This is a genomic window from Streptococcus oralis subsp. tigurinus (genome assembly GCF_002096275.1).
Lineage (GTDB): Bacteria > Bacillota > Bacilli > Lactobacillales > Streptococcaceae > Streptococcus > Streptococcus oralis_CN.
Genome location: NZ_NCUG01000018.1, coordinates 318,675 through 343,433 on the forward strand (window position 1 = coordinate 318,675; position 24,759 = coordinate 343,433).

28 protein-coding genes are annotated in these 24,759 nt (G+C 38.9%); 6 read left to right on the forward strand and 22 right to left on the reverse strand.

Annotation, left to right across the window (positions count from 1 at the left end):
* Positions 1–41 precede the first annotated feature (41 nt).
* The 10 genes from lacA to B7725_RS06700 form a co-directional block, all read right to left on the reverse strand.
* Complete coding sequence (gene lacA, locus B7725_RS06655; protein WP_000029277.1) at positions 42–467, reverse strand: galactose-6-phosphate isomerase subunit LacA; 426 nt, start codon at positions 465–467, stop codon at positions 42–44.
* A 280-nt stretch (positions 468–747) separates the two neighbouring features.
* Complete coding sequence (locus B7725_RS06660) at positions 748–1,644, reverse strand: aldose 1-epimerase family protein (protein WP_084875275.1); 897 nt, start codon at positions 1,642–1,644, stop codon at positions 748–750.
* 102 nt (positions 1,645–1,746) lie between these two features.
* The gene (locus B7725_RS06665; RefSeq protein ID WP_000382524.1) at positions 1,747–3,222 is read right to left on the reverse strand and encodes a PTS galactitol transporter subunit IIC; all 1,476 of its coding nucleotides are present in this window, start codon (positions 3,220–3,222) and stop codon (positions 1,747–1,749) included.
* Between the two features lie 55 nt (positions 3,223–3,277).
* Entirely contained in the window at positions 3,278–3,583 is a 306-nt protein-coding gene (locus B7725_RS06670) for a PTS sugar transporter subunit IIB (protein WP_000590551.1), read from the reverse strand.
* A gap of 37 nt (positions 3,584–3,620) precedes the next feature.
* Positions 3,621–4,097 carry a PTS sugar transporter subunit IIA gene (locus B7725_RS06675; protein ID WP_162279017.1) on the reverse strand — a complete coding sequence of 159 codons (477 nt, stop codon included), beginning with the start codon at positions 4,095–4,097 and terminating at the stop codon, positions 3,621–3,623.
* A gap of 189 nt (positions 4,098–4,286) precedes the next feature.
* The gene (locus tag B7725_RS06680; RefSeq protein ID WP_084875279.1) at positions 4,287–4,976 is read right to left on the reverse strand and encodes a sugar phosphate nucleotidyltransferase; all 690 of its coding nucleotides are present in this window, start codon (positions 4,974–4,976) and stop codon (positions 4,287–4,289) included.
* An 11-nt stretch (positions 4,977–4,987) separates the two neighbouring features.
* Positions 4,988–5,866, reverse strand: a complete 879-nt coding sequence (locus B7725_RS06685) for a DMT family transporter (protein WP_084875281.1) — start codon at positions 5,864–5,866, stop codon at positions 4,988–4,990.
* Between the two features lies 1 nt (position 5,867).
* Positions 5,868–6,725 (reverse strand): phosphotransferase family protein, encoded by an 858-nt coding sequence (locus B7725_RS06690; protein WP_084875283.1) that lies wholly within the window; start codon positions 6,723–6,725, stop codon positions 5,868–5,870.
* 16 nt (positions 6,726–6,741) lie between these two features.
* Entirely contained in the window at positions 6,742–7,764 is a 1,023-nt protein-coding gene (locus B7725_RS06695; protein WP_000609898.1) for a ribitol-5-phosphate dehydrogenase, read from the reverse strand.
* A 4-nt stretch (positions 7,765–7,768) separates the two neighbouring features.
* Positions 7,769–8,476 carry an IspD/TarI family cytidylyltransferase gene (locus tag B7725_RS06700; protein WP_000638514.1) on the reverse strand — a complete coding sequence of 236 codons (708 nt, stop codon included), beginning with the start codon at positions 8,474–8,476 and terminating at the stop codon, positions 7,769–7,771.
* Positions 8,477–8,899: 423 nt separating this feature from the next.
* Here B7725_RS06700 and B7725_RS06705 point away from each other — a divergent pair, with 423 nt between their 5' ends.
* Entirely contained in the window at positions 8,900–9,199 is a 300-nt protein-coding gene (locus B7725_RS06705; protein ID WP_000981516.1) for a YbaB/EbfC family nucleoid-associated protein, read from the forward strand.
* Positions 9,200–9,237: 38 nt separating this feature from the next.
* Here the strand turns inward: B7725_RS06705 and B7725_RS06710 are convergent, their stop codons facing one another.
* The 7 genes from B7725_RS06710 to glmU form a co-directional block, all read right to left on the reverse strand.
* Positions 9,238–11,001, reverse strand: a complete 1,764-nt coding sequence (locus B7725_RS06710) for a glycerophosphoryl diester phosphodiesterase membrane domain-containing protein (protein ID WP_084875284.1) — start codon at positions 10,999–11,001, stop codon at positions 9,238–9,240.
* A gap of 8 nt (positions 11,002–11,009) precedes the next feature.
* The gene (locus tag B7725_RS06715) at positions 11,010–11,603 is read right to left on the reverse strand and encodes a 3'-5' exonuclease (protein ID WP_084875286.1); all 594 of its coding nucleotides are present in this window, start codon (positions 11,601–11,603) and stop codon (positions 11,010–11,012) included.
* A gap of 81 nt (positions 11,604–11,684) precedes the next feature.
* A complete protein-coding gene (gene rocS / locus B7725_RS06720; RefSeq protein ID WP_000021249.1) occupies positions 11,685–12,179 on the reverse strand; it encodes a chromosome segregation protein RocS in 495 nt (164 codons plus the stop codon).
* Positions 12,180–12,255: 76 nt separating this feature from the next.
* On the reverse strand, positions 12,256–12,948 hold the full coding sequence (locus B7725_RS06725; RefSeq protein ID WP_084875289.1) for a 5'-methylthioadenosine/adenosylhomocysteine nucleosidase: 693 nt from the start codon (positions 12,946–12,948) through the stop codon (positions 12,256–12,258).
* Between the two features lie 16 nt (positions 12,949–12,964).
* Complete coding sequence (macP, locus tag B7725_RS06730; RefSeq protein WP_000517856.1) at positions 12,965–13,276, reverse strand: cell wall synthase accessory phosphoprotein MacP; 312 nt, start codon at positions 13,274–13,276, stop codon at positions 12,965–12,967.
* An 11-nt stretch (positions 13,277–13,287) separates the two neighbouring features.
* The gene (locus B7725_RS06735; protein WP_084875290.1) at positions 13,288–13,833 is read right to left on the reverse strand and encodes an NUDIX hydrolase; all 546 of its coding nucleotides are present in this window, start codon (positions 13,831–13,833) and stop codon (positions 13,288–13,290) included.
* Positions 13,834–13,842: 9 nt separating this feature from the next.
* On the reverse strand, positions 13,843–15,222 hold the full coding sequence (gene glmU, locus B7725_RS06740) for a bifunctional UDP-N-acetylglucosamine diphosphorylase/glucosamine-1-phosphate N-acetyltransferase GlmU (protein ID WP_084875292.1): 1,380 nt from the start codon (positions 15,220–15,222) through the stop codon (positions 13,843–13,845).
* Between the two features lie 155 nt (positions 15,223–15,377).
* On the opposite strand from glmU, the gene B7725_RS06745 reads away from it, so the two are divergent.
* The 5 genes from B7725_RS06745 (at position 15,378) to lysS (ending at position 19,862) form a co-directional block, all read left to right on the forward strand.
* Positions 15,378–16,178, forward strand: a complete 801-nt coding sequence (locus B7725_RS06745) for a glycoside hydrolase family 25 protein (protein WP_084875294.1) — start codon at positions 15,378–15,380, stop codon at positions 16,176–16,178.
* Between the two features lie 105 nt (positions 16,179–16,283).
* Positions 16,284–17,126, forward strand: a complete 843-nt coding sequence (locus B7725_RS06750; RefSeq protein ID WP_084875296.1) for a DUF368 domain-containing protein — start codon at positions 16,284–16,286, stop codon at positions 17,124–17,126.
* A complete protein-coding gene (locus tag B7725_RS06755; RefSeq protein ID WP_001085914.1) occupies positions 17,126–17,608 on the forward strand; it encodes an aminoacyl-tRNA deacylase in 483 nt (160 codons plus the stop codon). Before B7725_RS06750 ends, B7725_RS06755 begins: the two co-directional genes overlap by 1 nt.
* Positions 17,608–18,231 (forward strand): histidine phosphatase family protein, encoded by a 624-nt coding sequence (locus B7725_RS06760; RefSeq protein ID WP_084875298.1) that lies wholly within the window; start codon positions 17,608–17,610, stop codon positions 18,229–18,231. The genes B7725_RS06755 and B7725_RS06760 overlap by 1 nt, the downstream gene beginning before the upstream one ends.
* A 140-nt stretch (positions 18,232–18,371) precedes the next feature.
* Positions 18,372–19,862, forward strand: coding sequence for a lysine--tRNA ligase (gene lysS, locus B7725_RS06765; RefSeq protein ID WP_000102433.1), 1,491 nt, complete (start codon positions 18,372–18,374; stop codon positions 19,860–19,862).
* A 227-nt stretch (positions 19,863–20,089) separates the two neighbouring features.
* Here the strand turns inward: lysS and B7725_RS06775 are convergent, their stop codons facing one another.
* The 5 genes from B7725_RS06775 to B7725_RS06795 form a co-directional block, all read right to left on the reverse strand.
* Positions 20,090–20,929 carry an amino acid ABC transporter substrate-binding protein gene (locus B7725_RS06775; RefSeq protein WP_000823421.1) on the reverse strand — a complete coding sequence of 280 codons (840 nt, stop codon included), beginning with the start codon at positions 20,927–20,929 and terminating at the stop codon, positions 20,090–20,092.
* Positions 20,930–20,938: 9 nt separating this feature from the next.
* Positions 20,939–21,568: an amino acid ABC transporter ATP-binding protein gene (locus tag B7725_RS06780; protein WP_000891744.1), complete on the reverse strand. Its 630-nt coding sequence runs from the start codon at positions 21,566–21,568 to the stop codon at positions 20,939–20,941.
* 10 nt (positions 21,569–21,578) lie between these two features.
* Positions 21,579–22,220 (reverse strand): amino acid ABC transporter permease, encoded by a 642-nt coding sequence (locus B7725_RS06785; protein WP_061598464.1) that lies wholly within the window; start codon positions 22,218–22,220, stop codon positions 21,579–21,581.
* Positions 22,221–22,356: 136 nt separating this feature from the next.
* Positions 22,357–23,586 (reverse strand): tetratricopeptide repeat protein, encoded by a 1,230-nt coding sequence (locus tag B7725_RS06790; protein ID WP_162279018.1) that lies wholly within the window; start codon positions 23,584–23,586, stop codon positions 22,357–22,359.
* On the reverse strand, positions 23,576–24,742 hold the full coding sequence (locus B7725_RS06795; protein WP_084875302.1) for an AI-2E family transporter: 1,167 nt from the start codon (positions 24,740–24,742) through the stop codon (positions 23,576–23,578). The genes B7725_RS06790 and B7725_RS06795 overlap by 11 nt, the downstream gene beginning before the upstream one ends.
* Positions 24,743–24,759 lie beyond the last annotated feature (17 nt).

Here is a 24,759-nt window from a genome sequence, read left to right on the forward strand (position 1 = left end):
AAAGTGAGCTGACGACAGATTATCTTGATTTTTGAAGAGTATTAGCACATTTTGTTCAACATATCAACCCGAATTTGGTGACGGCCACCGTCGTATTTACCGTTAACAAAACCTTTAGCAATATTCTTAGCCAATTCATCACCAACAAGTTGTGCACCCATAGTGATCATACGTGAGTTGTTGTGTCCACGAGTCATATAGGCTGAACGTTCATCTGAAACTTCAGCAGCAACCATTCCTTTGATTTTAGTTGCGACCATGAATGGACCAGCACCATAAGCATCAATCACGATACCAAGGTTTTGTTCTTCTTTGTTTACTTCTGCAGCAACAGCAAGAGTCACATCAACAAAGTCTTGACCTTCAGCTGTAACATCCACAACGTGGAAGTTTTCTTTTTCCAAGAAGTCTTTCACAACTTCTTTCAATCTCAAACCTGCAGCATCTGCACCGATAACAATAGACATATTGTTTACTCCTTTTTACTTTTCTAGGCTAGTAAAGACTTTTATAACCTATAAAAGACTTTCTAGCAGTTTAGTGACAAATTTGATTGAATGAGATGAATAACACCTTATCCAAGTCCAGGAAATCAAGTTCCTAGAAACAAACTTTCTCCTCGAAAGAGAATATAACAAGTGATTTTTTGTTTGTTATAAACATCATTTGTTGTTTACAAACATAATATACTCCTATTTTTAGAAAAAGTCAACACTTAATGTTTGTTTTTGTGTTTTATTTTTTAATCTAAAAGATTTCAATATCAAAACCAATCTGATCGAATTGGCCTGGTTCCAAGAGCCGAACATTCTTCTTATCTTCTAGATGATCTCCTTCTTCAAGTGAAGTTGATAAGCCTGACCAGGGTTCAAAAGCGATGAAAGGTCCCTTATTCAAAGTTGACCAAATGATGAGATTTGAGAACTCTTGGAAGTGTACTTTTAATCCCTTCTCATTCTTACGAGAACGAAGGGCAATTGTTTTAGATTGCAACTCATCCAAAGTCACTGCATCAACACGAAACAGATCGTAACTGAGATCCACTTCCTTTTGTGAATCCAACCATGGACTTCTATCCTGAAAATCCAACATACCTGTTTCTGGGAATGGACGCGGAACAGAGCAAGTCTCTTCCTTCTCAAACTCTAAATAGTAATCTTCATAAGTTTCGCCATCTAGCAGAGGACAATTAAAGCCTGGATGTCCTCCTATAAAGAATGGCATGACTTTGCTAGTTTCTTTATTAAAGACTTTGTATTGGGTACGAACGGTCTTGCCAGTAACCTTATAAGTGATTTCAAGTCGAAAATGATAAGGATAGTTTTGATAAGTATTCTCATCATCTTCGATAGCGAAGGTTACACTATTTTCAGTTTGATCAACTAATTCAAATTCTTTTTTGCGAACCAAACCATGTCGAGGAATAGTTCCTTTCGTCTCCGTTCCATCTCCGTGACTGTAGAAGGCTGTATCCTCTCTTAAAGAGCCACAGATTGGAAAAAGTACTGGAGCTTGCCCACTCCAATAGGTGGCATCTCCTTGCCACAAGTACTCAACGTCATCTCGATCCTTGATCGACGACAAGGCACCACCAAAAGTTTTAAATTGGACCGTTAACTGGTCTGATTTGATTTCAATTACCATTATTTTCTCCGATTTCTTGATAGTTTATAAAAAACTAGGCTGTCACTCCACATTAGGAAACTGACAACCTAGTTTTCACAATTTACATTTTATAGGAGCGAATTATTTAGCATTTGCTGCGTATTCTTCATTACGTTTAATCATTTGTTTTCTATACCAAGCAAAGATACCTACATAGAATACAAGGAAGACTACTGCGCCAAGGATTGCTTTAATATCACCTGTTGTGGCATTACCAATTGCCCAACCAAGAAGTTTTTCGATTGGTCCTTCAAGAGTTGAGTGAGTAATCAATTGAGTTTGACTCACACCTTCTGGGAAGGCACCCACACCTTTAGCAAGCTCAGTTGCAAATGGTGCAATAAGTGTACCTGAAAGAAGGAAGAGTGGCAACAAGAGAGTTCCGAAGATGATCATACGGAGCAATTTACCACGAGTAACTACCAAGAGAGCTGGAGTTACACCCATTGCGATGATACCTGCAAGTGGCAAGATACCATTGCCGACTTTAGAAAGAAGTACAGCTTCTACTAGCATGATTGGAGCAAGTACGTTGGCACAAGCCCAGATTTCAGCACGACCAGCGATGAAAGGCCAGTCAAGACCGATGTTAAATTTACGTCCTTGAAGACGTTTAGTAGCAACGTTTGTAATACCTTGTGAAAGTGGTTCTACGGCTGCGATGAACCATGATCCGATAAGTGAGAAGAGCTCCAAACAGACACCGGCAGTCAAACCAAGGCTCAACCAACCTTTAATAACAAGTTCCCAAGATGCTGCTTCTTCTACTCCAGCAACTGGATGTGGAGTTCCCATCAAACCGATAACAATACCAAGGATGAAACCGATGAAGAATTTAGATCCCCAGAAACCGATTTTTTTATTCAATTTTGCAGCGTCAAAGTCGTATTTATCAAGACCAGGTAATACTTTATCAAAGATCTTATCCAAAACCATGATAACTGGGTTCATCATGTAGTTCATGTGAGTCGAAGTCATTGGTGATGAACTTGGTGCGTTAAGAAGGTCGTCGAAAGTTGGTTTCATCAAGTCAGAGTTGATAATCTTCAAAATACCAACAAGTACAACTGCTGCTGTCGCGATGAAGAGTGAAACCCCTTGGCTTACACCGTTGTTGTCAGCATACCATTTGATCAAAAGACCAGTGATTGACAAGTGCCAGATATCGAAGATATCGACGTCAAGTGTGTCCGTTTTCTTCATAGCAAGCATCACAACGTTGACAATCAACATTACAAGCAAGAAGTAAAGTGTCCAAGCAGATCCCCAAGTGATGGTTGCAAGTGGTGCCCAACCAACGTCGGTGATGTTCAATTGGATACCAGTATTTTCAACGAATTTCGCAAGTGAAGCTGAGAAAGCTCCGTTGAGCATACCGATGATGGCACCGATACCTGTAAGGGCGATGGCAAGCTTGATACCACCTTCAAGTGCTTTGGAGAATTTAACTCCAAAAAGTAGGGCCAATACTGTCAAAATGATCAGCATGATGATAGGGCCACCCATAGCCAAGATAGGTTTGAAGATATCGTTGGCCAGATTGATAATGACATCCATAATAGTTCCTCCCGTTTTTCTAAGTTATATGAATGTTAACAAGATAAAGAATGAATTAGCTTAGTCCATGTTCTTTGATAGCTGCTTCAATATTGTCAAATACTGGAGCACTCATCGCTGGAATACGGAACAAGATTGGTCCAGCTTCAATTACTGGAATTCCTGGTTCAAAACCAAGGTCAGTTGCAGCGATTGGAGTAAAGATATCGTAGCCCTTGATAAGGTCTTCGTTTACATCTTTCACCATGACTGCATCACAGTGAACGTCATAACCACGATTTGAGAGTTCTTCTTCTAGAGCACTTTTAATTTGGTGACTTGAGTTAACACCTGCACCGCAGGCAGCAAGAATTTTAATCATTTGGATTTCCTCCGATTTTATATTTTAATAGACAAGATTAAGCTGTTGCTTCAGCAATATAAGCATAAAGTTTTTCTGGTTCAGAAATTTTTGATAAATCTTCTAGATGATCCTTCCCTGTAAAGAAATCCATCAACTGAGCCAGAATATTCGTTTGACTTGAACTTGAGTTGTTAATGATAAAGAAGAGCAGTGAAACTTCAACCTCTCTATCAGGAGCAATCATGTTGTGAAAAGTTACTGGTTTTTCTAATCGAACAACCACTACTTTCTCAGCTAGATTATGAACAATATCTGTATGAGGAATAGCCACATTTGGTAAATCTTTCCCCAAAAATTCCATATCTAAACCAGTTGGAAATGACTTCTCACGCGCGATCAAGGCTTCACGATAAGTTTGAGTAACGATTTCTCGTTCTTCCAATAAGGTTGCCACCTGATTAAAAAGTTGTTCTTGATTATCCGCTTCTAAGCAAAACACCAGGTTTTTGTCAAAGAAATGATCTAATCCCATAACCTTTTCCCTTCTTTCAATTATCTTTTATGGTATAAGTATAACACTATATGAAATCGTTGTCAATATTTTTTGTTTCATTTTGTTCATTTTTTGTAATTTTTGTTTTGTTTCAAGAATATAATCAATATCAAACATTTCTGTTTTAAAATCTACAAAAAAAGAAGGCTCAAGCCTTCTTCTCTTTCCTTACTCAATAGTAGATAAAATCTCTTCTAACTTATGGTAATCTTTTACACTATCAATTTCATAAATGCTATTGTCTTCTAATTCTTCAACATACACATCCAATTCTTTGATATTATCCTTAACCATATTGTCCCAGTAGAGATCAACAAATTCACCACTTTCGTAAGCTTTGTCAATAAAGCCAACAATCTTCTCAGCAGTTGGTGCATCCCAGAATGAAACTCCGCTCAGAATGCGACCAGCTTTGCTGTCAACAATAATATCTTTAACCTTGTAGTCACCACCGTAAACCAAGAACCACTCGTTCGTACAGTCTTCACGATAAACGCTAAAATAGGTAGAACGTTTAAGATCGTTTCGAAACATATTTTTGAAAAGATAGTTATCTGCATCGATGACGTAGCTGTTAGCCAAATCTTCTTTTACTAGATAAAGTGAGTAAAAGTTATTGTAATCAGCATACTTGTCGTTAAAGACTAAACGGACACCATATTTTTCTTTTAGGTAGTCAAATTGTTCTTTGAGGTAACCGACAACGATGATAATCTCATCAATTCCTCTCTCTTTCAAAAACTCGATTTGGTATTCTACCAAAGGTTTTTGATTAACCTTAACCAAAGCTTTTGGGGTATTTTCAGTCATAGGGCGCAGACGAGTTCCTAATCCCGCTGCTAAAATAATCGCTTTCACATGAATCTCCTTTATTCTTTAATAATAATATAAACACCAGCCATAACAATAAGTGAAGTGATAATTGTCAGCATATCTAGCGGTGCACCTAAGAAAATAGCTGCAAATAAGACAGTCCAAACTACATAGCTCACATTCAAACCTGTCGCTTTCGCAGGTTGCAAACGATTAATAGCGATATAATAAGCTAAGTAGGAAATCATATCAAAGGCTGCAAAGACAATCAAGAGGCCTAGTAATTGCCCATCTGCCACTTCTGCAAATGAATGGTGAGAAAAGAGCACAATCACAAGATAGGACAAGAATGAGGTTACTTGGCGGATTAATAGTGCTTCGATTTCACTCAAGTCACTTTCCATGGCGTAGGAACTAAGAACACTTTCACTCCCCCAGGCAATGGCACAGATAAGGGCGCAAAGAATTCCAATGTAAAACGAGTTTACTTGTTCAACCTTGTAGGTTTGTGCAATGATCGCTGCAATAATCAAGAAAACACCGAATACTGTATTCTTTGAAACCTTGTGTTTCAAAATGAAGAAGGCGAGCAAAACTGAAACTGCTGGGTAAATAGCCGATACAGATGAAGCTAGAGAACTACCGATATATTTAACCGCATAAAGATTGGCCTGCATACCTATTGGTCCTGCTAGTAAAGCTCCGATAATTACACTTACATTTCGAATATTTAAGAAAATCGAGAGGCGAACTTTTCCTTCTTTTACCAAAAGAAAAGCTAACAAGATAAAGATACTCAAGAAATCATGAGCAGCAGCCACCACAAAGGGTGAAAGATTTGTAAAAATTGAAAAGATATAAGCACTAATCGTTAGACCTAATCCCCAGAAGATACCAGAGAGCAGACCAAAGGAAACACCATTTTTATTCTTCATCCTAACCTCCATAATAAGTCAAACCTTCAACAGCTCTTTGGTAACGGTTGATACCATAATCTCCAAAATCAGCTCCTTGAGCTTCTTTATACACTGTCCACAAACTCCAGATAGTATCTTGCAAGATTTTATAGATACGAATCTTCTCACGTGATACAGGCGTTTTATCACTTTCATAGTAGGAAAGGAAATCATCTTCCTCTTGCTTTGTAAATTCAGACTCTAAGAAAAGAGCTGCCAAATCCCACATCGGGTCATTCATAGAAGAGTATTCCCAGTCAATCAAATACAAACGACCTTGGGGTGACTCGATAAAGTTTTCTGGTACCAAATCGATATGACAGGACTTTCTATCAACACCCAAATCAGCCAATCTCTTTTCGAGTGAAAACACATCTTTTCTAACAGCTTCATAGTTTTCATAAGGGATAGATCCCTCAATCAAGGATTCATATTTTCTGATTTCCTCAAAAGGAGCAAACTCTCCTCTTAATTCTTTCCCTGAAGCATGGATGGTTTGTAAAATTGGTGCAATCTTTTCAAACTTGGACTTGATAGATGTTGAATCAAGAGTTACTGCCGATTCGATGTATTCATTTACTTTAATCCCTGACTCAATATCAAAGAGGTAATTTTTGACATCTAAATCTAAATCCTCTAAAAGCTCAAGATTGTACTTTTCATTTTGACGATTGATGAGTTTTTCAGTCCCTTTACCAAAAAATTTCACAATATACTGTTTGTTGGTTGTTTTGACCAAATAGTTTTGGTTGGTCATGCCTCCCAGCTGTTCAACACTGAGTACTTCCTCTTCATCAGATAGTAAAGAAGAAATTTTTTCTTTGATGAGTTTCTCCACAAATAACCTCCATCTTCTACACTTCCCACTTAAATACCGTTTTAAAAGCAGTATTAAGGTCTGTAGCAAAGACACGGTGAATGTCCTTGATTTCTCTCACGGGTTCTTCAACATAAAGGATATTCTTCAGACGATTCGCAAACTTTTTAACTTCCATCATTTGAATGGCCTTCTCAAAATCGACGCGTCCTGAGCGAGATGAGCCTACTAATAACAATCCTTTTTCCAAAGCATCTCGTGTATTGATATTAACCTTGTACTCGCTTACTCCCATCATGAGAATCGTTCCCTGTGGACGAATATAACGAATCAAGTCATTGATAGCTGGACCTGTACCATCGCCACCACAACACTCAAATCCATGATCAAAGGTCAAATCCTCTGGGATATTATCCGTAATGTAGCACTCTTTTGCAAAAGAGAAGAGCTCCAGCTTTTCCCAATGGCGACCAATGACGATAATCTCTGCTTCTGGCAAGGTATAATTGATAATATTTGCAACCACAAAGGCCAAACTACCATCTCCGATAACTGCGATGCGCTCTCGCTTGCTATGAGCAAGAAGTAGGAATCGATCCATGGCATGCATACCGACACTCACAAACTCGGTAATGGCGGCAACTGTGTCCTCGATGTCATTATAAGACACAACACGATCTTTCGGAAGAGAAACAAACTCTCTCATAAAGCCATCATAGCCACTAGATAGGAAGTAGGTTCCTGTCATGTAGTTCTCGTAGAACTCCTTGTCACTCTGCATAGGCGGTTGATTTGGAATCATGACCACCTTTTGACCGACTTCATAAGTCCCAGTCGGATCTGAAATAACAGTTCCACAAGACTCATGTATCATAGCCATAGGAAACTTTTTAGCCAATATCTTTGGATCGCGTTTTCCTTGATAGTAACGTTGATCTGCATGGCAAACTGCCATATAATTCGGGCGAATAAGGATATGATTTTCCTGATCAATGTCCTCTTCTTGGTATTTTACATTGATAAACTTTGGTTTTGTCAGTTGATAAATTTGATTAATCATAGCCTTAGTCTTTCTCAATCATGCTTTTCGCGATTTTCAAGTCTGTTACAGTTGTAATTTTAAGGTTTGAATACTCACCTTTGGCTAAGGCAACATCCTTCCCTTTGATAACAAAAATCTTACATGCATCCGTTAGGATTTCCTTTTCTTGATCAGATAGGGAACCATACAAATCCATGAAATCCTTGCAGCGGAAGGTTTGAGGTGTCTGACCTTGATAGAGGTGAGCACGGTTTGGAATATCCGTGATAAACTGACCATTGGTGCTTTCAACAATGGTATCAACTGCTTCTACTACTGTATCAACTGCATCATGATTTTGAGCTAGCTTGATATTGTCTTGGATCATGCGAAGTGTGATAAAGGGACGAACAGAATCGTGCGTAATCACGATATCTTCTGGAGTAATTGGACGATAGGCATCAATGGCTTCTATAATCTTCTCAATACTGGTATTGCGATCAGCACCACCCTTGGTAATGATGATGCGATCCTTGTGAAGAGAAAGATACTTGTCAACTAGGTCCTCAGCGTGTGACACCCAGTCTCCATGAACTCCAACTACAATTTTTTCAATACTTGGTTCCAAAACAAATTTTTCGATTGTGTGGATCAAAATAGGTCGATCACCCAACTCCAAGAATTGTTTTGGTAAATTACTGATTCCCATGCGTGTGCCAGTTCCTCCGGCTAGGATTCCTGCATAGATCATTTATATTCTCCTTTAGTTTATTCTAAAAAACTCATTACTATCTATTATATCACAATATATGCCTATCATGAAGAAAAGATAAAGAACCACCATGTGAATCGGCTCATTATTTAGGATGAAAAATGAACAATATTCAACAAAGTCTGAAAAATTATAATAAATTAAGAAATAAATTTAGGTTATTCTCTATACCCCTCATTCAACGTTCGGTTAATATATAGTTCTTTAGAATATAATAGAAACCTTAAAGAAAACTTAAACATATTTTTAGAAATACAAAGAAAAGCTAGGAAAATTGTGGCATCCATTTTTGTAAATTTAAGAAAGCAATCTCTACGATGTTTTAAACTATTGTTAGACTTTTGCTCCTAAAATTGGTAAAATAAAAAAGAAAATAATAGAAAAAGGAAACTATAAACCGCTATGATGAACATGCAGAACATGATGCGCCAAGCACAAAAACTTCAAAAACAAATGGAACAAAGTCAAGCAGAACTCGCTGCCATGGAATTTGTTGGAAAATCAGCTCAAGACCTTGTCCAAGCAACTCTAACTGGTGATAAGAAAGTGGTCAGCATTGACTTTAACCCAGCAGTTGTAGATCCAGAAGATCTTGAAACCCTTTCTGACATGACTGTTCAAGCGATTAACGCTGCACTTGAACAAATTGATGAAACGACTAAGAAGAAACTCGGTGCTTTCGCTGGAAAATTGCCTTTCTAATCCACAAAAAAAGAGAAACATCTGTTTCTCTTTTTTTCTTAGAAATCAAAGAATTCCATTGCTTTCTTTAAGAGTAATTCCGTGTATTCCGGATCATCTTGAGCCATTGTGACTTGTGACTGGACCATTTCAAGATCATCCGTTATCATGCCATCTGCTCCAAGTCTGACTGCCTTATCAAAGGACTCAGAACTATTCACAGTCCAAACATATAGTTTCTGATCTGTTGTCCAAAGTTTATTGACAAAGTATTCATCCAAAGTTGAATATTCCATGGTATAACCAGTCGCCTTGGTTCTCGGAAACACACTATTATATGGCAGAATGAAGTACACTGGAATTTCAGGATCGTAAGCCAAGACCTTATCAATCACATGATAGTCTAGTGACTGCATCTGGTGGCCATATTTCTTGATCGTCGTTCCATACTTTTCAAGGAAATGGTCCATCATTTGTGGGCTATCTTTTTTACTGGTTTTAATCTCAATCAACAATTTTTGGTTTAAAGCATTTGCTCGCTCTAAATAGGCATCAAAACTTGAAATCTTTGTTTGATAACCATTCTCGTAAATATCTGTATTTGTTAATTCATCCAGAGTTAAGTCTTGCGGTGTAGCATTAATTCTTGCTAGCGATTTAAGGTTAGCATCGTGCATCATCACGAACTGACCGTCTTTCGTTTCCTGAACATCCATTTCAATGAGATCTGGTTTTAGTTGAGCTGTTTTTTCCAAAGACTGCACAGTATTTTGAACACCATTTTTATTACTTACTCCTCTGTGCGAAATCACTAAAGGTGTATTGGTATCCGGAGACTCCAAATAGATGTAACCTTCTAAAGCAAAGAAGATACTTGCACACCCCATGACACCCCATCTCATCAGATGATCTTTTTTTCGCCTTGGCATGATCTCCAACTCTTCTCCCGTCAGGAAGGAAACAAACTTCACTAGGAAATAAGTCAGAGTCATGTAATGGAGGTTTTTAATCAAGATAAAATTAATCACACCAAGAATCAAGGATTCTTTTTGAGTAAAGTTATCCATTACCGCCTGAGCAAAGAGCAAGGGAATTAACAAGACAAAGAAGAAGAGATAGGTTTTAATGATAATGAGTAGCAAGTTCCAAGCATAGAAGAGAACGTGTTTTTTTGTCTTTAGCAGACTATATTTCACACTTTCTCTTACTGTCTTTCTTTCAAAGAGTATCTTAGGAAGGGCAAACATGAAGCGAACAGAAATGTAGAGAAAGATCCAAGCGGATGCTATGATCAACAGCCCTACCAGCCAGTTCTTATCTTCTAGGTATGTAACGATAAAATCAGGGATAATAATCTTATTGAGATAGTAGATTTTTAAAATTTTCCTAATAAAAGGAAAAAGTAGAGCTACATAAAAGAAGACAAAGGCCATCTTACAAAAGCTCAATCGTTTGACAAATAGAAAGCTCTGGTGAAAGACTTTTCGACTATATTCAATCAAGGTTCTCTTTTCATGATAGAGAAGGTGACGCGCCCCAATGAACAAAAGACAGATTTGAAAATAAGCCACTAAAAGATTGATCGCTATTAAAATGAGAAAGGCTAAACTGACAAAAGGCGAGCCTTGTATAATCGCCCAAAAGTTATTGTAGGAGATAAACAAGTAACCTGTTTGTCTTAGAAGTATGCCAGCTATCCATGAATTCAATGGCAACCAAACAAACTCTACCATCATGAAAATCAAGAAAAATAGAAATAGTATTTTATCTAGGTTATAGTATATCTTCCTAAAACCTAGCTTTTTAGGTTTTTCAGGTTTCATAGGCACTCCTAGTCTAAAAATTGAGATAAATCTAAGCCACCGAAAGGATTATTCAGAGAAAAACTACTCTGGTCTTCTATTAATAGCTTTCCTTCATCCGATTCTAAAAAGGCTTCGTAAACACGCGCCGTCATGCGGGCATCCTCTAAACTGTTATGAGACTTCCCGTGAAAACCTAAAAAATTCGCGACAGTTTGTAATTTAAGATTAGCTATCCCGTGTAGGTCAGAACTACGCCGTTCAAAAGCTTCATCATATAGATCAACCTTATACTGGTCACGATAATCGATACCGTGCTCCAAGAGAATAGGCATATCACTCTTGGACGCATTGTAACCAACCATAGGTAAATTACCAGCAAAGGTCTGAAAATCTCTTAAAACTTGTTCCACCATTGGCGCATCTTTCAAGGTTTCAGCTGTGATTCCAGTCAAACCATTGATAAAACTCTTCAAAGGCGCTGTAGTATGAACATAAGAATCAAAGGCACCTATTTCTTGACCATTTTGAAAGCGAACTGCTGATACTTGAATTAAATGGGTAGCCCCTTCGTATTGATTGAACTCTAAATCAAAGGCAATATAATCTCTTAATTTTTCCATCTTTTACCTCAGTTCCGACTCGATTTAAACCATAAATAATAAAAGAAGCTATCAGGTTAGTAAATAACCCAAACAGCTTCTTTATTTTCCTCCAAATAAGCGAGCAAAAAAGCCTTTTTTGGTAGCTTGAACTTCTTCTTTTGCTTGGTCCAACTCTAGTTTCAAACTTTCTTGATCCTTCATGGCTTGAAGAGTTAATTGTTGCTGTTGGTCCAATTGTTTGTCCTTTTCAGCAATCTGTCGATCTTTAACACGCATCTGTTCATCCTTTTCTGCTAACTGCTGGTCTTTAGCCTTAAGTTGCTCGTACAATCGAAGAATTTCAGCGTTTTTCTCATCGACCAAGATTTCCATAAGTTCACGTTGTTTGACATCATCACTGACTGGTTCATCTTCAAAAATCGTTTTTTTGTAGATTTCTTCTAGCTTAATCAAGCCACTTCGAGTAACTACAGTTACACCTTTGTCATTTTTTTTCGTGTCCTCTTCTGGAAGTTCTTTGACACGATTGTTGATTGCTTGACGAGAAAGTCCTAGGACCTCTGCAATCTCACTGACGGTCATTTCAATACTCATAATATCCTCTGAAACGTTTTCTAGCTTTTCTTTACTTAAATCTTATCATAAGCTAGATAAACTGTCAAATTTCCGCTTAATCCATAGCCTTTAAAAAGGCCAGTAAAACTTGGGCAGAACGACGTCCAGCTTCAATGATAAACTCATCAAAAGAGATAGAAGCTTCGTGATTGGCATTGTCGCTCATGGCACGAATGACTAAGAAAGGTAGGCCAAGAGCCTGAGCTGCCTGTGCAATCGCTGTCCCTTCCATCTCAACGGCTAAAACATCTGGAAAGTGGGATTTGATACTAGCAATCTTATCCTCCCCAGCTATAAAACTGTCTCCTGTAGCAATCAAGCCTAGGTGCCAGGTCTGTTCTAACTGAGATAAGTTTTCTTTAATCCTAGCGATAAAGTTCTTATCGGATTCAAAGTAAAGAGGTTGACCAGCCATCTGACCATAAGCATAGCCAAAAGCAGTTACATCCACATCATGGTAAGCCAACTTATCCGCAATCACTACATCTCCAACGGCAATACCTTCTGCAACTGCACCTGCCGATCCTGTATTGATAACGGCATCTACTTGGAAATGGTCAGCTAACACCGCTACACTCATAGCTGACATGACCTTTCCAATCCCACTCTGAACTAGAACAACTTCTGTCTTGCCAACAGTGCCAGTGTAGTAAGTATTTCCGAGGACTTGGACTTCTTGTGCTCGATCTAAATTCTGAGTCAAGTGTACGAGCTCTTCTGGCATTGCTGCAATGATTCCAATTTTCATTTTATTTCCTTTTCTATTACAAAAGTTTCATCGCCAACACAAGTAAAATCAAGAGTAGGATGACTGTAAATAAGATTCTGTTTAATTTCGAGTTAAAAACATTTCTCTTGGTATTCTCAATGCGACGGCTCTTATGAATCGTTGGCTCTACTTCGATTGTTAAAGTATCTTGAATAGAATTATAGTCTCTAGAACGTGAATAACCAAAGTTTTGTGAAGAAGTTGATAAAATTTTAGTTTCCTCGTCATCTTGAAGAGGTGGCCCAGAGATTTTCTCCCCACGATTGGCACGTTCGATTATTTCATCTGTTAACAAAGGTTTTCCCATGGGCTACTCCTCTATTTCTTTTGCAATTCCCAGTACTGGATTGCCATAATCGTCTTGGCATCACAGATATAGCCAGACTGAATTAAGTTTTTTGCTTCTTCAAGGCTGACCTCTAGAACTTCCAAGGTTTCATCATCATCTTGCGGACGAGGATTTTCTACCTTAGTTAAATCTCTTGCGAGGTAGAGTTTTAATTTTTCGTTACAAAAACCAATAGCAGAGTAGAAATCATATAGAAGCTCTAACTTACCCGTATAGGCAACCTCCTCCTCCAATTCACGAAGGGCCGCCGACATGGGATCTGCATTTTCACCAATTTCCAGTTTACCAGCAGGAATTTCATAAGAGATAGCTTCAATAGCTTTTCTGTATTGCTTAACAAGGACGATTTTGTCCTCAGCTGTTACAGCTAGAACACATACGCCTCCATTGTGAAAAATCAGATCACGTTGGGCAGTTCCCTTCCCTTCTGGTAGTTCCACCTGATCTTGCACTAGCTTAAAAATAGGACCTTGGTAGATTTCCTTCCGGATAATCGTTTTTTCTTCAAATTCCATGATAGACTCCTACTGATTCTTAGGATGATGAGGCAAACGTAGTGCATATTCATCTTTATTAACTTGACGTCCACGTCCAATAGCAATGGCGTCAGCTGGAACATCTTTTGTAATCGTTGAACCAGCTCCAACTAGTGAATTATCACCAAGTTCTACTGGAGCAATGATGGTTGAGTTTGATCCAACAAAGACATTGTTGCCAATGACAGTCTTGTACTTATTCTTCCCGTCGTAGTTAACTGTAATCGTACCTGCACCAAAGTTAACATGGCTACCCACTTCACAGTTTCCGATATAGGTTAAATGACCTGCCTTGGTATTTTCACCGATTGAAGATCCTTTTACTTCAACAAAGTTTCCAATGTGAACTTGAGAAGCAAGACTTGAGCATGGACGAATATGAGCATACGGACCGACTGTCACACCATCTGCAACTGTACTTTCCTCAATCATGGAATTCGTAATCACAGCTCCAGCTCCGATAGCGCTATCCACGATATAAGTTCCATTTGTTAAAACAGTTTCCGCCCCAATCTTCGTTTGACCTTTCAAGGTAACGTTGGCTTCGATTTGAACTTCAGGTGCAATCTCGACATCAATATCAATGTAAGTTGCTTCTGGATTGACAAAGCTGACACCATTAACCATATGCTTTTGATTGATACGACGGCGCATCACTGCTTCCGCAGTCGCAAGAGCCACACGGTCATTTACCCCAAGACTTTCATCAAAATCCTTGAGAGTATAGGCGCCAACCTTCTCACCTGCATTACGGAAAATACCAATCACATCAGTAATATAGTATTCACCTTGGGCATTGTTGGTGTTGATGTTTTTAAGGGCCTCAAAAAGACGTTCATTGTCAAATACATATGTTCCTGTATTGATTTCCTTAATTTGCTTTTCAAAGTTTGTGGCGTCTTTCTGCTCCACAATGCGAAGAACTTCAGCATTATCGTTACGGACGATACGACCATACCCAAAAGGATCTGCTGCTTCAGCCGTTAAAATAGTCGCCACATTTTTGTGATTGATATGGAAATCCAAGAGATTTTTCAAGCTTTCACCTGTAATCAGAGGAGTATCTCCAGCGATAACCAAGGTGTGCCCAGAGCGATTTTGGAGAACGGGCTCTGCCATCATAACGGCATGCCCAGTTCCTAGTTGTTCCGATTGAGTGACAAAGTCTGTCTGACCAGCCAATACTTGCTCAACTAACTCCGCCTTGTGTCCCACAACAGTGACTGTTTTTTCAGGTTGAATAGCACCAACACTACGAAAAACATGCTCCAACATCGAAATTCCTGCTACTTTATGAAGTACCTTTGGAAGATCTGATTTCATGCGAGTACCTTTACCCGCTGCTAAGATAATGGCATAATTTGACATACTATTCTCTTTTCTGTAAAAATTCCCTTATATTATACCATAATTTACTTCCTTAGGAGTAAACAAACAGAGAAATAGGGGAAAACATGCTAGTTCATTCATCTTTTCAACGTTTTCTTTGATTTTTTTATCTATTTACGTTAAACTAATTAGATATGAGAAAAGAGATTCATCCAGCTATTATTTTTAGTCTATTCACCATTGTTATAGCTATTTTAATCTTTAATAAACCAGCTTATGAAGACCATTCGGTCAAGTCAAAAAGCAACACTGTCCAAGTTGAAAACCAGGCCTTGCATAATCTTGATAAACCTATTATTGACATTTCTGGTTGGCAAAGACCGGAGGAGATAAACTACGATATTTTATCTCAAAATATTTCTGGAGCTATTGTTCGCGTACACAGTGGTACTCAACACACGGAAGCAAATGATGCAGCCTTTATCAACGGGGTCGATAAAGCCTATAAAAATCACATTTCAGAATTTCAAAAGCGCAATGTTCCCGTAGCCGTCTATGCTTATCTAGCTGGTACAAACAAAGAAGAAATGGAAAAAGCGGCTGAAGTTTTCTACAATTCTGCTTCTCCATACAACCCTAGTTATTACTGGCTTGACGTTGAGAAAAAAACAATGGCAGATATGAATGACGGAGTCGAAGCTTTTCGAGCTAAACTTGAATCGCTGGGCGCTAAAAATATCGGGATTTACATTGGTGTCTATTTCATGCAAGAACATAGCATCAATACGGAAAATTTCTCTGCCGTCTGGATTCCTTCTTATGGGACAGATTCAGGCTACTTTGAGTCCACACCCAATACTGATTTAGACTATGACCTCCATCAGTATACTTCCAAAGGAAAAATTGCAGGATTTGAACATCACCTAGACATCAATCTCATTTCTACTGATAAGGAAAAAGAAGAAACCTTCAGAAAGCTATTTTTAAGACCGTAAAGCAAGTGAAAGTCGCAACTTTTTCACTTGCTTTTTCATTTTTTTGCTGTCTGTGTTATAATTGATAAGACAGAGAAAGAAATTTATGAAATTGAGGAGTCTAATATGTTTTCATGGATTGCAAGAGTTATTAAAGGAATCGTCATCGCCTTAGGATTTATCCTACCTGGAATTTCTGGTGGTGTTCTGGCAGCGATTTTGGGGATCTACGAGCGAATAATTGGCTTTCTTGCTCATCCCTTTAAGGATTTTAAAGAGAATGTCCTATACTTTATCCCAGTAGCCATCGGGATGTTGCTAGGTATTGGTTTGTTTTCCTATCCGATTGAGTATTTGCTAGAAAATTACCAAGTCTATGTTTTATGGAGCTTTGCTGGAGCTATCATCGGTACAGTTCCTAGCCTCCTTAGAGAATCTACTCGAGAATCTGATCGTGACAAGATTGACCTAGTCTGGTTCTGGACTACCTTTATCCTTTCAGGTCTAGGGCTCTACGCGCTAAACTTTGTTGTTGGATCTCTCAGCGCCAGTTTCGCTAGTTTCATCTTGGCAGGTGTTCTTTTAGCTCTTGGTGTCTTGGTGCCTGGTTTAAGTCCATCAAATCTACTCTTGATTTTAGGACTGTACGCTCCAATGCTAACTGGCTTTAAGACCTTTGATTTATTTGGTACCTTCCTTCCTATCGGGATTGGTGCAGGAGCAACTCTCATTATCTTTTCAAAATTAATGGACCATGCCTTGAACAATTACCACTCCCGTGTTTATCACTTTATTATTGGAATTGTGCTATCAAGCACTCTTTTGATTTTGATTCCAAATGCTGGAAGTGCTGAAAGTATCCAATACACTGGGCTTTCCATCGTGAGCTATGTTCTCATCGCCTTCTTCTTTGCGCTTGGCATTTGGCTTGGTATCTGGATGAGTCAATTGGAGGATAAGTATAAATAATGGCAAAAAAAGTAAAAATTAAAAAAACTCTTGTCGAGCAAATCTTAACCAAAGCAGGAATTGAGCACACAGGGATTCAAATCAATGCGCTTGAGGGAGAACTTCCTTCGGAATATGATCGAACACATATCTTTAAAACCTTGGCTCTGCTGGGGGACAAGACAGGCCCAATCATCGGAATCGTCCCCATAACAGAACACCTCGCTGAAAAAAAATTAGCAAAGGTTTCTGGTAATAAAAAAGTGAGTATGATTCCACAAAAAGACCTAGAAAAAACGACAGGCTATATTCATGGGGCAAATAACCCCGTCGGCATTCGCCAAAAACACAACTATCCTATTTTTATTGATAAAACAGCTTTAGATTTGGACAAGATGATCGTCTCTGCTGGGGAAGTCGGGCATAGTATTATCATTGCTCCACAAGACTTGGCTAGCTTTGTGAAAGCAGATTTTGCAGATATCTTGGAGGAAAACAACTGATGAAACTCTATTTTGTGCGTCATGGCCGAACTATCTGGAATCTTGAAGGACGTTTCCAAGGTGCCGGAGGGGACTCACCTCTTCTTCCTGAGTCTATTGATACCTTAAAGGCTCTCGGTCAATATCTCAGCAATATTCCTTTCGATGAGATTTATTCAAGTGACTTACCAAGAGCGGTCAAATCTGCTGTAATTATCCAAAGTCAACTCCAGACGCAATGTCCTTTAGAGACTATTCCTGACCTGCGTGAATGGCATCTTGGGAAACTTGAAGGTTTAAAAATCGCAACTCTCAATGCCATCTACCCTCAACAAATAAAGGCCTTTCGCTCTAATCTGGCTCAGTTTGATACGAGGATGTTTGAAGCCGAATCTCTCTACTCTACGACTCAGCGAACCATTCAATTTATCAAATCGCTAAAAGGAAGCAAGGCTGAAAGAATCCTGATTGTGGGTCATGGTGCAAATCTGACTGCTAGCCTACGGACACTTCTAGGTTATAAAGAGGCTCACCTTCGCAAAGATGGGGGCTTGGCCAATGCTAGTTTGACAATTTTGGACACTGAGGATTTTGAAACTTTCACTCTGGAAAGATGGAATGACACTTCCTATCAAAGAAAATAATGGAACTTGATCTTAATATTCAAGTTCTTTTTAGTTTTCAAAGAATATCCGTGAATTTCTCTGCTATTTATGATAAAATGGGAGTATCGTGAAAAATTGATTTATTATTTCAAAATTTGATTAAAAATTAGGAGGAACCCATGTCTACAGAACATATGGAAGAACTAAATGACCAGCAGATCGTTCGCCGTGAAAAAATGGCTGCGCTCCGTGAACAAGGAATTGATCCTTTCGGTAAACGTTTTGAACGTACTGCTAACTCTCAAGAACTAAAAGACAAATTTGCAGAACTCGATAAAGAACAATTACATGAATTAAACGAAACTGCTACTATCGCTGGACGTTTAGTTAGTAAACGTGGGAAAGGGAAAGTCGGCTTTGCTCATTTACAAGACCGTGATGGCCAAATCCAAATCTATGTTCGTAAAGATGCTGTGGGTGAAGAAAACTACGAAATCTTTAAGAAGGCTGACCTAGGAGACTTCCTCGGTGTCGAAGGTGAAGTCATGCGGACAGATATGGGAGAGCTCTCTATCAAGGCAACTCATATTACACACTTGTCTAAAGCACTTCGCCCACTTCCAGAGAAATTCCATGGTTTGACTGACGTTGAAACTATCTACCGTAAACGTTACCTTGATTTAATTTCAAATCGCGAAAGTTTTGAACGCTTTGTCACTCGTTCAAAAATCATCTCTGAAATTCGTCGTTATCTAGATGGACATGATTTTCTTGAAGTGGAAACACCTGTACTTCACAACGAGGCCGGTGGTGCTGCTGCCAAACCATTTATTACACACCACAATGCTCAAAATATTGATATGGTGCTTCGGATAGCTCTAGAACTTCATCTCAAACGTCTAATTGTCGGTGGTATGGAACGCGTCTATGAGATTGGCCGTATCTTCCGTAACGAAGGAATGGATGCAACTCATAATCCTGAATTTACTATGATTGAGGTTTACCAAGCCTATGCCGATTTCCATGATATTATGGATTTGACAGAAGGTATTATCCAGCATGCTGCAAAGGCTGTCAAAGGAGATGGTCCAGTAAACTATCAAGGCACTGAAATCAAGATTAATGAACCATTTAAACGTGTTCACATGGTGGATGCTATCAAGGAAATTACTGGTGTTGACTTCTGGCAAGATTTAACTTTCGAAGAAGCCGTAGCTCTTGCCAATGAAAAACATGTACCTGTTGAAAAGCATTACACTGAAGTTGGTCACATCATCAATGCCTTCTTTGAAGAATTTGTCGAAGAAACATTGATCCAACCAACCTTCGTTTATGGACATCCAGTAGCTGTATCTCCACTCGCTAAGAAAAACCCTGAAGATGAACGCTTTACTGACCGTTTCGAGCTCTTCATTATGACCAAAGAATACGGAAATGCCTATTCTGAGTTGAATGATCCAATCGATCAACTTAGCCGTTTCGAAGCTCAAGCCAAAGCTAAAGAACTTGGGGACGATGAAGCAACAGGTATCGATTACGACTACATCGAGGCTCTTGAATACGGTATGCCACCAACAGGTGGTTTGGGTATCGGTATCGACCGTCTCTGCATGCTCCTCACTGATACAACTACTATCCGTGATGTATTGCTCTTCCCAACAATGAAATAATACTCTTCGAAGATCTCTTCAAACCACGTCAGCGTTACCTTGCCGTAGATATATGTTCCTGACTTTGTCAGTCTTATCTACAACCTCAAAACAGTGTTTTGAGCAGCCTGCGGCTAGCTTCCTAGTTTGCTCTTTGATTTTCATTGAGTATAAACTCTTATCCTCTGGTACTTGCCAGAGGATTTTTTGATGCAAAAAGAGATTGAGTTTCTCCTCAATCTCTTTTCTTATTCTTGATTTTTAACTTGACTGGTAGCTACATCTTCTCCAAACCATTTCTGGCTGATTTCCTGGAACTTTCCTTCTTTGTATAGTGCAACAAAGGCTTGGTTCAAAGCGGCTAACAAAGTTTTATCAGCAGGTCTTACACCAACTGCAAAAGCTTCACTTTCAAACCCTGCTGAAAAGATATTGTAGTCATTTAATATCCCTTCAGACTGGAGATAATAATTAGCATATACCCGGTCAATCAACAAGGCATCAATCCGGTCATTTTTCAAATCAATTAAGGCTTCATTGAAACTTTGGTATTGATTAGCCTTCTGGTCTTTCACTCGGTTCTTGAGTAGTTCGGGTTGTCCTTCAAAATTCAAATAGCCAGAAGATCCAGCCTGGGCCCCTAAAATTTTGTCTGTCATATCCTGAATTGAGTGGATATTTTGAGACTTTTTAGAGACCAAAACTTGTTGATTTTCCATGTAAGGAATAGTAAAGGCAACCTTCTCTTTCCGTTCATCTGTAGCTGTATAGCCATTCCAGATGGCATCAATGGTACCATTTTGTAGTTCGGTTTCTTTCATATCCCAGTCGATGGGTTGAAATTTAATCTGAATTCCTAGCTTTTCAGAGACAGATTGGGCTAGGTCAATATCAAAGCCCGCGTACTTGCCATTCTTTTCCTCAAATCCCATGGGAACAAAGGTATTGTCAAAGCCAATGGTAATGCTACCCTGCTTTTGATATTTGGCCCAGTTATCCTGATTTGGATCACTTACCTTCTGAGTACAAGCCGTCAGGAAGAAGCTAAAGAACAGAGCAAGTACAAGGGCAATTTTCTTTCTCTTCATAGACACCTCCTACTTTGGATCAACCTTAAGGATCTGATCAGCAATATTTTCTGCAAACTGAAGGTCGTGCGTCACAACAATCTGGGTCATCCCACGCTCTTTATTTTGAAGGATAAGTTTTTCTACTTCTAATCGCAATTCTGGGTCTAAGGCCGATGTAGGTTCATCATATCCAATAATTTCTGGGTTTATCATCATAGCGCGTGCTAAGGCCACCCGTTGTTTTTGCCCACCAGATAATGAGAAAGGAAAGGCATCTGCATGCCCAGCTAACCCAAGTTGTTCTAACAAACCACGCGCCTTCTTCTCAGCAACTTCCTTCTCCATGCTCATGGTTTTTATGGGCGACAAGGTTAAGTTATCTAGAACTGACAAATGCGGAAAGAGTTGAAAATCTTGGAAAACAAATCCCAGAAGATTGCGCTTTTCTAGTTCGTCTATAGCTAGCGATTCTCCGTTATAGTAGATTTCCCCTGAATCGATGGTTTCCAATCCAGCTAGCATACGTAACAAGGTGGTCTTGCCGCCTCCTGATGGACCTACGATTGCAAGGATTTGCTTTTCGGGAATAGATAGGCTAAAGTTGGTTAAGATTTGTTTGCCACCAAAGGCTTTATTGATATTTCGTAATTCTAACATAGCAATCCTCCTATCTGTAATAACTGTACTTCTTCTCAAGTTTTTTCGCTACAATGGTTACAAGACCAATCATAATCAAATAAATCGCTCCAGCTAAAAACATAGGAACAAGACTGGCGTCCCGATTAGCTGCTGTCCGACTAGCTAAGATCAAATCTGAGATCCCAAGGGCATAAACCAAAGAAGTATCCTTGACCAAACTCATAATTTCATTAAAGACACTCGGTAAGACAATCTTTGTCACCTGAGGAAGGATGATATAGCGAACTGTATCAAAGGAGCCAAATTTTAACACTTTTGCAGCTTCATACTGCCCTTTGGGAATGGTTTCAATCCCACCACGAAAGATTTCTGCAAAGTAGGCTGCATAGTTCAATACAAAAGCAATCACAGCAGCAGGCAAACGATCTAAACGTATCCCAATGCTAGGAAGAACATAGTAAATAAAGATTAATTGCAAGAGCAAAGGAGTCCCTCGCATTACCCAAATATAAAGGTCAATGAGATAATGGAGGGGTTTCCAGCGGACTTGTAAAGCAAAGGCAACGACAATACCTAAAGGAATTGAAAAAATTAAAACCAGAGCAAAGACTTGAAGAGTCATACTTGCACCGTTCAATAAACTGGGTAATATCTCAAACATATAAGACATACTGCACCTCCTAAAAATAATTGTTCCTATTATAGCATAAATAAACAATTTAGCAAGAGTAATTGTAAAAAAATTCTATTTCTTCCAAAAAAACGTATCTGCCAAATTGACGGATACGTTTTTAGAGAGATAACTTTTAAAGTGTTTCTAAGAGTTCTTGCATCTGAACATCATCTGGAACGAGTTTTAAATAGGCTTCAGCTTGTATCTTGGCCTCTTCAAAATATCCTAATTCACGCAGGAGATAAGTATATTGCTCTAAAAACTCGGGATTGTCCTTGAGGTCAGATGACAGTTCTTGATAGAGCTCATAGGCCTTATCTAAATCCTCGATTTCCTGGTAAGAGCGTGCAATCATCCACTTGGTCAAGAGGTTTTCAGGTTCTTGACTTTGGAGAGCAATGATATCTTCATACCGCTCTTGTTCCATATAAATGGTTGCGAGGCGAAGAAAAATTTCTTCTGTATCCTCTGCATCTTCTTTAGCAGTAAGGAGAAACTGCTCTGCAGCACTAGGATCATGCAATTCATACGAAAACTGAGAAGCAGCTAGCAAGAGACGGGTTTCAAATGGATTTTTCTGCAGTCCTTTTTTAACGATACGAAGGGCCTCTTCCACCTGATGTTCCTTATGCAAGGCTTGACTATAACCATACTCATATCCTTCAAAATCTGGTGAAATGGTATCAATCTGCTTAAAGTAAAGAACAGATTTTTGATACTCTTCTTGATCAAAGTAAAGACTAGCCAGTTCAAAGGCAGTTTGGTCATCGTATTCTAATTCTAAAGCTTTTTCTAAGAATTCAGTTGCAGCTTCAAACTTGCCTAACTGGGCATAAGCGTAGCCAATTCGTTGATAGGTTGATACGCCCGTTTGCTCATAGATGGAGCGATTGTCTAATTGAGCATAGCCCTGAATCGCTTCCTGATAATTTCCTAACTCACTATCCAACTCAGCCAAACCAAAAACTAATAAGGCATCATCTGAGTAATTTAAGGCTTCCAGTAACTTTTCACGTGCTACATCTGTCAATCCTTCCAACTGATAGAGGTCCGCCTTCAAGGCCAAGGCCGATACGTACCAGTCACTTTCGGATGTGATTTCCTCAAGGTAAGCAAAAGCTTCCTCAACATTGCCATCCTCGCTAGCAATGCTTGCTAAGTTCAGATTCACTTCTGGAAATTCTGTAACGATATTTTGGTAAATTTCTTTTGCTTGAGGATAAAAGCCAATTCCCTCTAGATAGCTTGCTAGTTCATAAAGAACTTCACTCGAATCTGTTTCGAGGGCTTTGTGAAAATACTGATCCGCTTTGGTTAAATCCTGTTCATCCAAAGCTTGGAGCATGCGTTGACTATTGTTCACTCTTGATTTCCTCTCCTTCTTCCTCATACAAACCGCTGACTTCTTTATACCAGTTAAAGATAGCTGAGATAACAACCTTGGCAGAGGCATAGACAGGAATTCCCAGCAAAACTCCCCAAATACCAAACATAGAACCTGAAGTTAGGAGAACAAAGAGGACATTGATGGGATGAATATTGAGCTGACTACCTAAAATAAGAGGCGATACGAAGCGTCCTTCAATCGTTTGTTCCACGATAAAGACAATGACTACTTTCAAGAGCATGACAGGTCCTGCGATTAAACCTAAAACAAGGGCAGGAAGCATGGCTAGAAAACTACCTAGGTAAGGTACTAGATTGAGGACACCAGCCGTGATCCCCAGAGTCACAGCATATCTGAGACCAATAATCTTAAAGAAGATAATAAACATAATTGCCACGATAATAGCAACTGTAACCTGCCCTCTAACGTAGTTTGATAACTGTTTATTAACATCTGACAAAACTTGTCCAACAGGTTCTTTTAACTTGTTTGGGATGAATTTAGTTAGGTAATCTCGCAAGCCTTTTCCATCACGCAAGAGATAGAAGAGCATAAAGGGTACGATAATGACCGCTACAATCACCTGAGAAACACTACTGATAAAGGCGCTCACCCAGTTAACGGCTTGGGAAGAGATTTTGCTCGCCCACATCGTCGCCTCAGTAGAAATATTCGCAAGAACCTGCTCCAACTGCGGTCTAAAATCATCTGGCAAACGTTTGGTTACCAGGTCATTGATCACCTTATCAGCATCTTCGAGATATGTCGGCACATTCTTCGCAAAATTTAAGACTTGGCGTTGCAGATTAGGAATTGCGACTGCCAATCCCCAAATGATAAAGAGTCCAATAATAACAAAAACAATACTAATAGCAAGGACACGATTGATCTTGTGCTTCTCCATCCAGTCAACAATCGGATTGAGGAGGTAATAAAGTAAACCAGATAAAATAACTGGCAACATGACAACTCCTAGAAAATCCAAAACCGGTAAAAAGATAAAACTAATCTTACTTAGAATGAAAAGATTCAAGCCCAGTAACAAGGTCACTAAGAATACAGTAATAGCTTTATTATCTAAAAACCACTTAAAAAACCAAGATAGGCTAAAATGTTTCTCTTTATGTTCCATAAATACATCCTTTCTGT

Excerpts from the sequence above, each read along its gene's own strand:
- B7725_RS06755 (WP_001085914.1), top strand. The coding sequence starts at position 17,126 with ATGGCAAAAAAAGTAAAAATTAAAAAAACTCTTGTCGAGCAAATCTTA.
- B7725_RS06710 (WP_084875284.1), bottom strand. The coding sequence starts at position 11,001 with ATGAAACCTGAAAAACCTAAAAAGCTAGGTTTTAGGAAGATATACTAT.
- glmU (WP_084875292.1), bottom strand. The coding sequence starts at position 15,222 with ATGTCAAATTATGCCATTATCTTAGCAGCGGGTAAAGGTACTCGCATG.
- macP (WP_000517856.1), bottom strand. The coding sequence starts at position 13,276 with ATGGGAAAACCTTTGTTAACAGATGAAATAATCGAACGTGCCAATCGT.
- B7725_RS06665 (WP_000382524.1), bottom strand. The coding sequence starts at position 3,222 with ATGGATGTCATTATCAATCTGGCCAACGATATCTTCAAACCTATCTTG.
- lysS (WP_000102433.1), top strand. The coding sequence starts at position 18,372 with ATGTCTACAGAACATATGGAAGAACTAAATGACCAGCAGATCGTTCGC.
- B7725_RS06695 (WP_000609898.1), bottom strand. The coding sequence starts at position 7,764 with ATGATTAATCAAATTTATCAACTGACAAAACCAAAGTTTATCAATGTA.
- B7725_RS06715 (WP_084875286.1), bottom strand. The coding sequence starts at position 11,603 with ATGGAAAAATTAAGAGATTATATTGCCTTTGATTTAGAGTTCAATCAA.
- B7725_RS06775 (WP_000823421.1), bottom strand. The coding sequence starts at position 20,929 with ATGAAGAGAAAGAAAATTGCCCTTGTACTTGCTCTGTTCTTTAGCTTC.
- B7725_RS06735 (WP_084875290.1), bottom strand. The coding sequence starts at position 13,833 with ATGGAATTTGAAGAAAAAACGATTATCCGGAAGGAAATCTACCAAGGT.
- lacA (WP_000029277.1), bottom strand. The coding sequence starts at position 467 with ATGTCTATTGTTATCGGTGCAGATGCTGCAGGTTTGAGATTGAAAGAA.
- B7725_RS06760 (WP_084875298.1), top strand. The coding sequence starts at position 17,608 with ATGAAACTCTATTTTGTGCGTCATGGCCGAACTATCTGGAATCTTGAA.
- B7725_RS06660 (WP_084875275.1), bottom strand. The coding sequence starts at position 1,644 with ATGGTAATTGAAATCAAATCAGACCAGTTAACGGTCCAATTTAAAACT.
- B7725_RS06705 (WP_000981516.1), top strand. The coding sequence starts at position 8,900 with ATGATGAACATGCAGAACATGATGCGCCAAGCACAAAAACTTCAAAAA.
- B7725_RS06780 (WP_000891744.1), bottom strand. The coding sequence starts at position 21,568 with ATGTTAGAATTACGAAATATCAATAAAGCCTTTGGTGGCAAACAAATC.
- B7725_RS06795 (WP_084875302.1), bottom strand. The coding sequence starts at position 24,742 with ATGGAACATAAAGAGAAACATTTTAGCCTATCTTGGTTTTTTAAGTGG.
- B7725_RS06675 (WP_162279017.1), bottom strand. The coding sequence starts at position 4,097 with ATGGGATTAGATCATTTCTTTGACAAAAACCTGGTGTTTTGCTTAGAA.
- B7725_RS06785 (WP_061598464.1), bottom strand. The coding sequence starts at position 22,220 with ATGTCTTATATGTTTGAGATATTACCCAGTTTATTGAACGGTGCAAGT.
- B7725_RS06700 (WP_000638514.1), bottom strand. The coding sequence starts at position 8,476 with ATGATCTATGCAGGAATCCTAGCCGGAGGAACTGGCACACGCATGGGA.
- B7725_RS06670 (WP_000590551.1), bottom strand. The coding sequence starts at position 3,583 with ATGATTAAAATTCTTGCTGCCTGCGGTGCAGGTGTTAACTCAAGTCAC.
- B7725_RS06750 (WP_084875296.1), top strand. The coding sequence starts at position 16,284 with ATGTTTTCATGGATTGCAAGAGTTATTAAAGGAATCGTCATCGCCTTA.
- rocS (WP_000021249.1), bottom strand. The coding sequence starts at position 12,179 with ATGAGTATTGAAATGACCGTCAGTGAGATTGCAGAGGTCCTAGGACTT.
- B7725_RS06685 (WP_084875281.1), bottom strand. The coding sequence starts at position 5,866 with ATGAAGAATAAAAATGGTGTTTCCTTTGGTCTGCTCTCTGGTATCTTC.
- B7725_RS06745 (WP_084875294.1), top strand. The coding sequence starts at position 15,378 with ATGAGAAAAGAGATTCATCCAGCTATTATTTTTAGTCTATTCACCATT.
- B7725_RS06725 (WP_084875289.1), bottom strand. The coding sequence starts at position 12,948 with ATGAAAATTGGAATCATTGCAGCAATGCCAGAAGAGCTCGTACACTTG.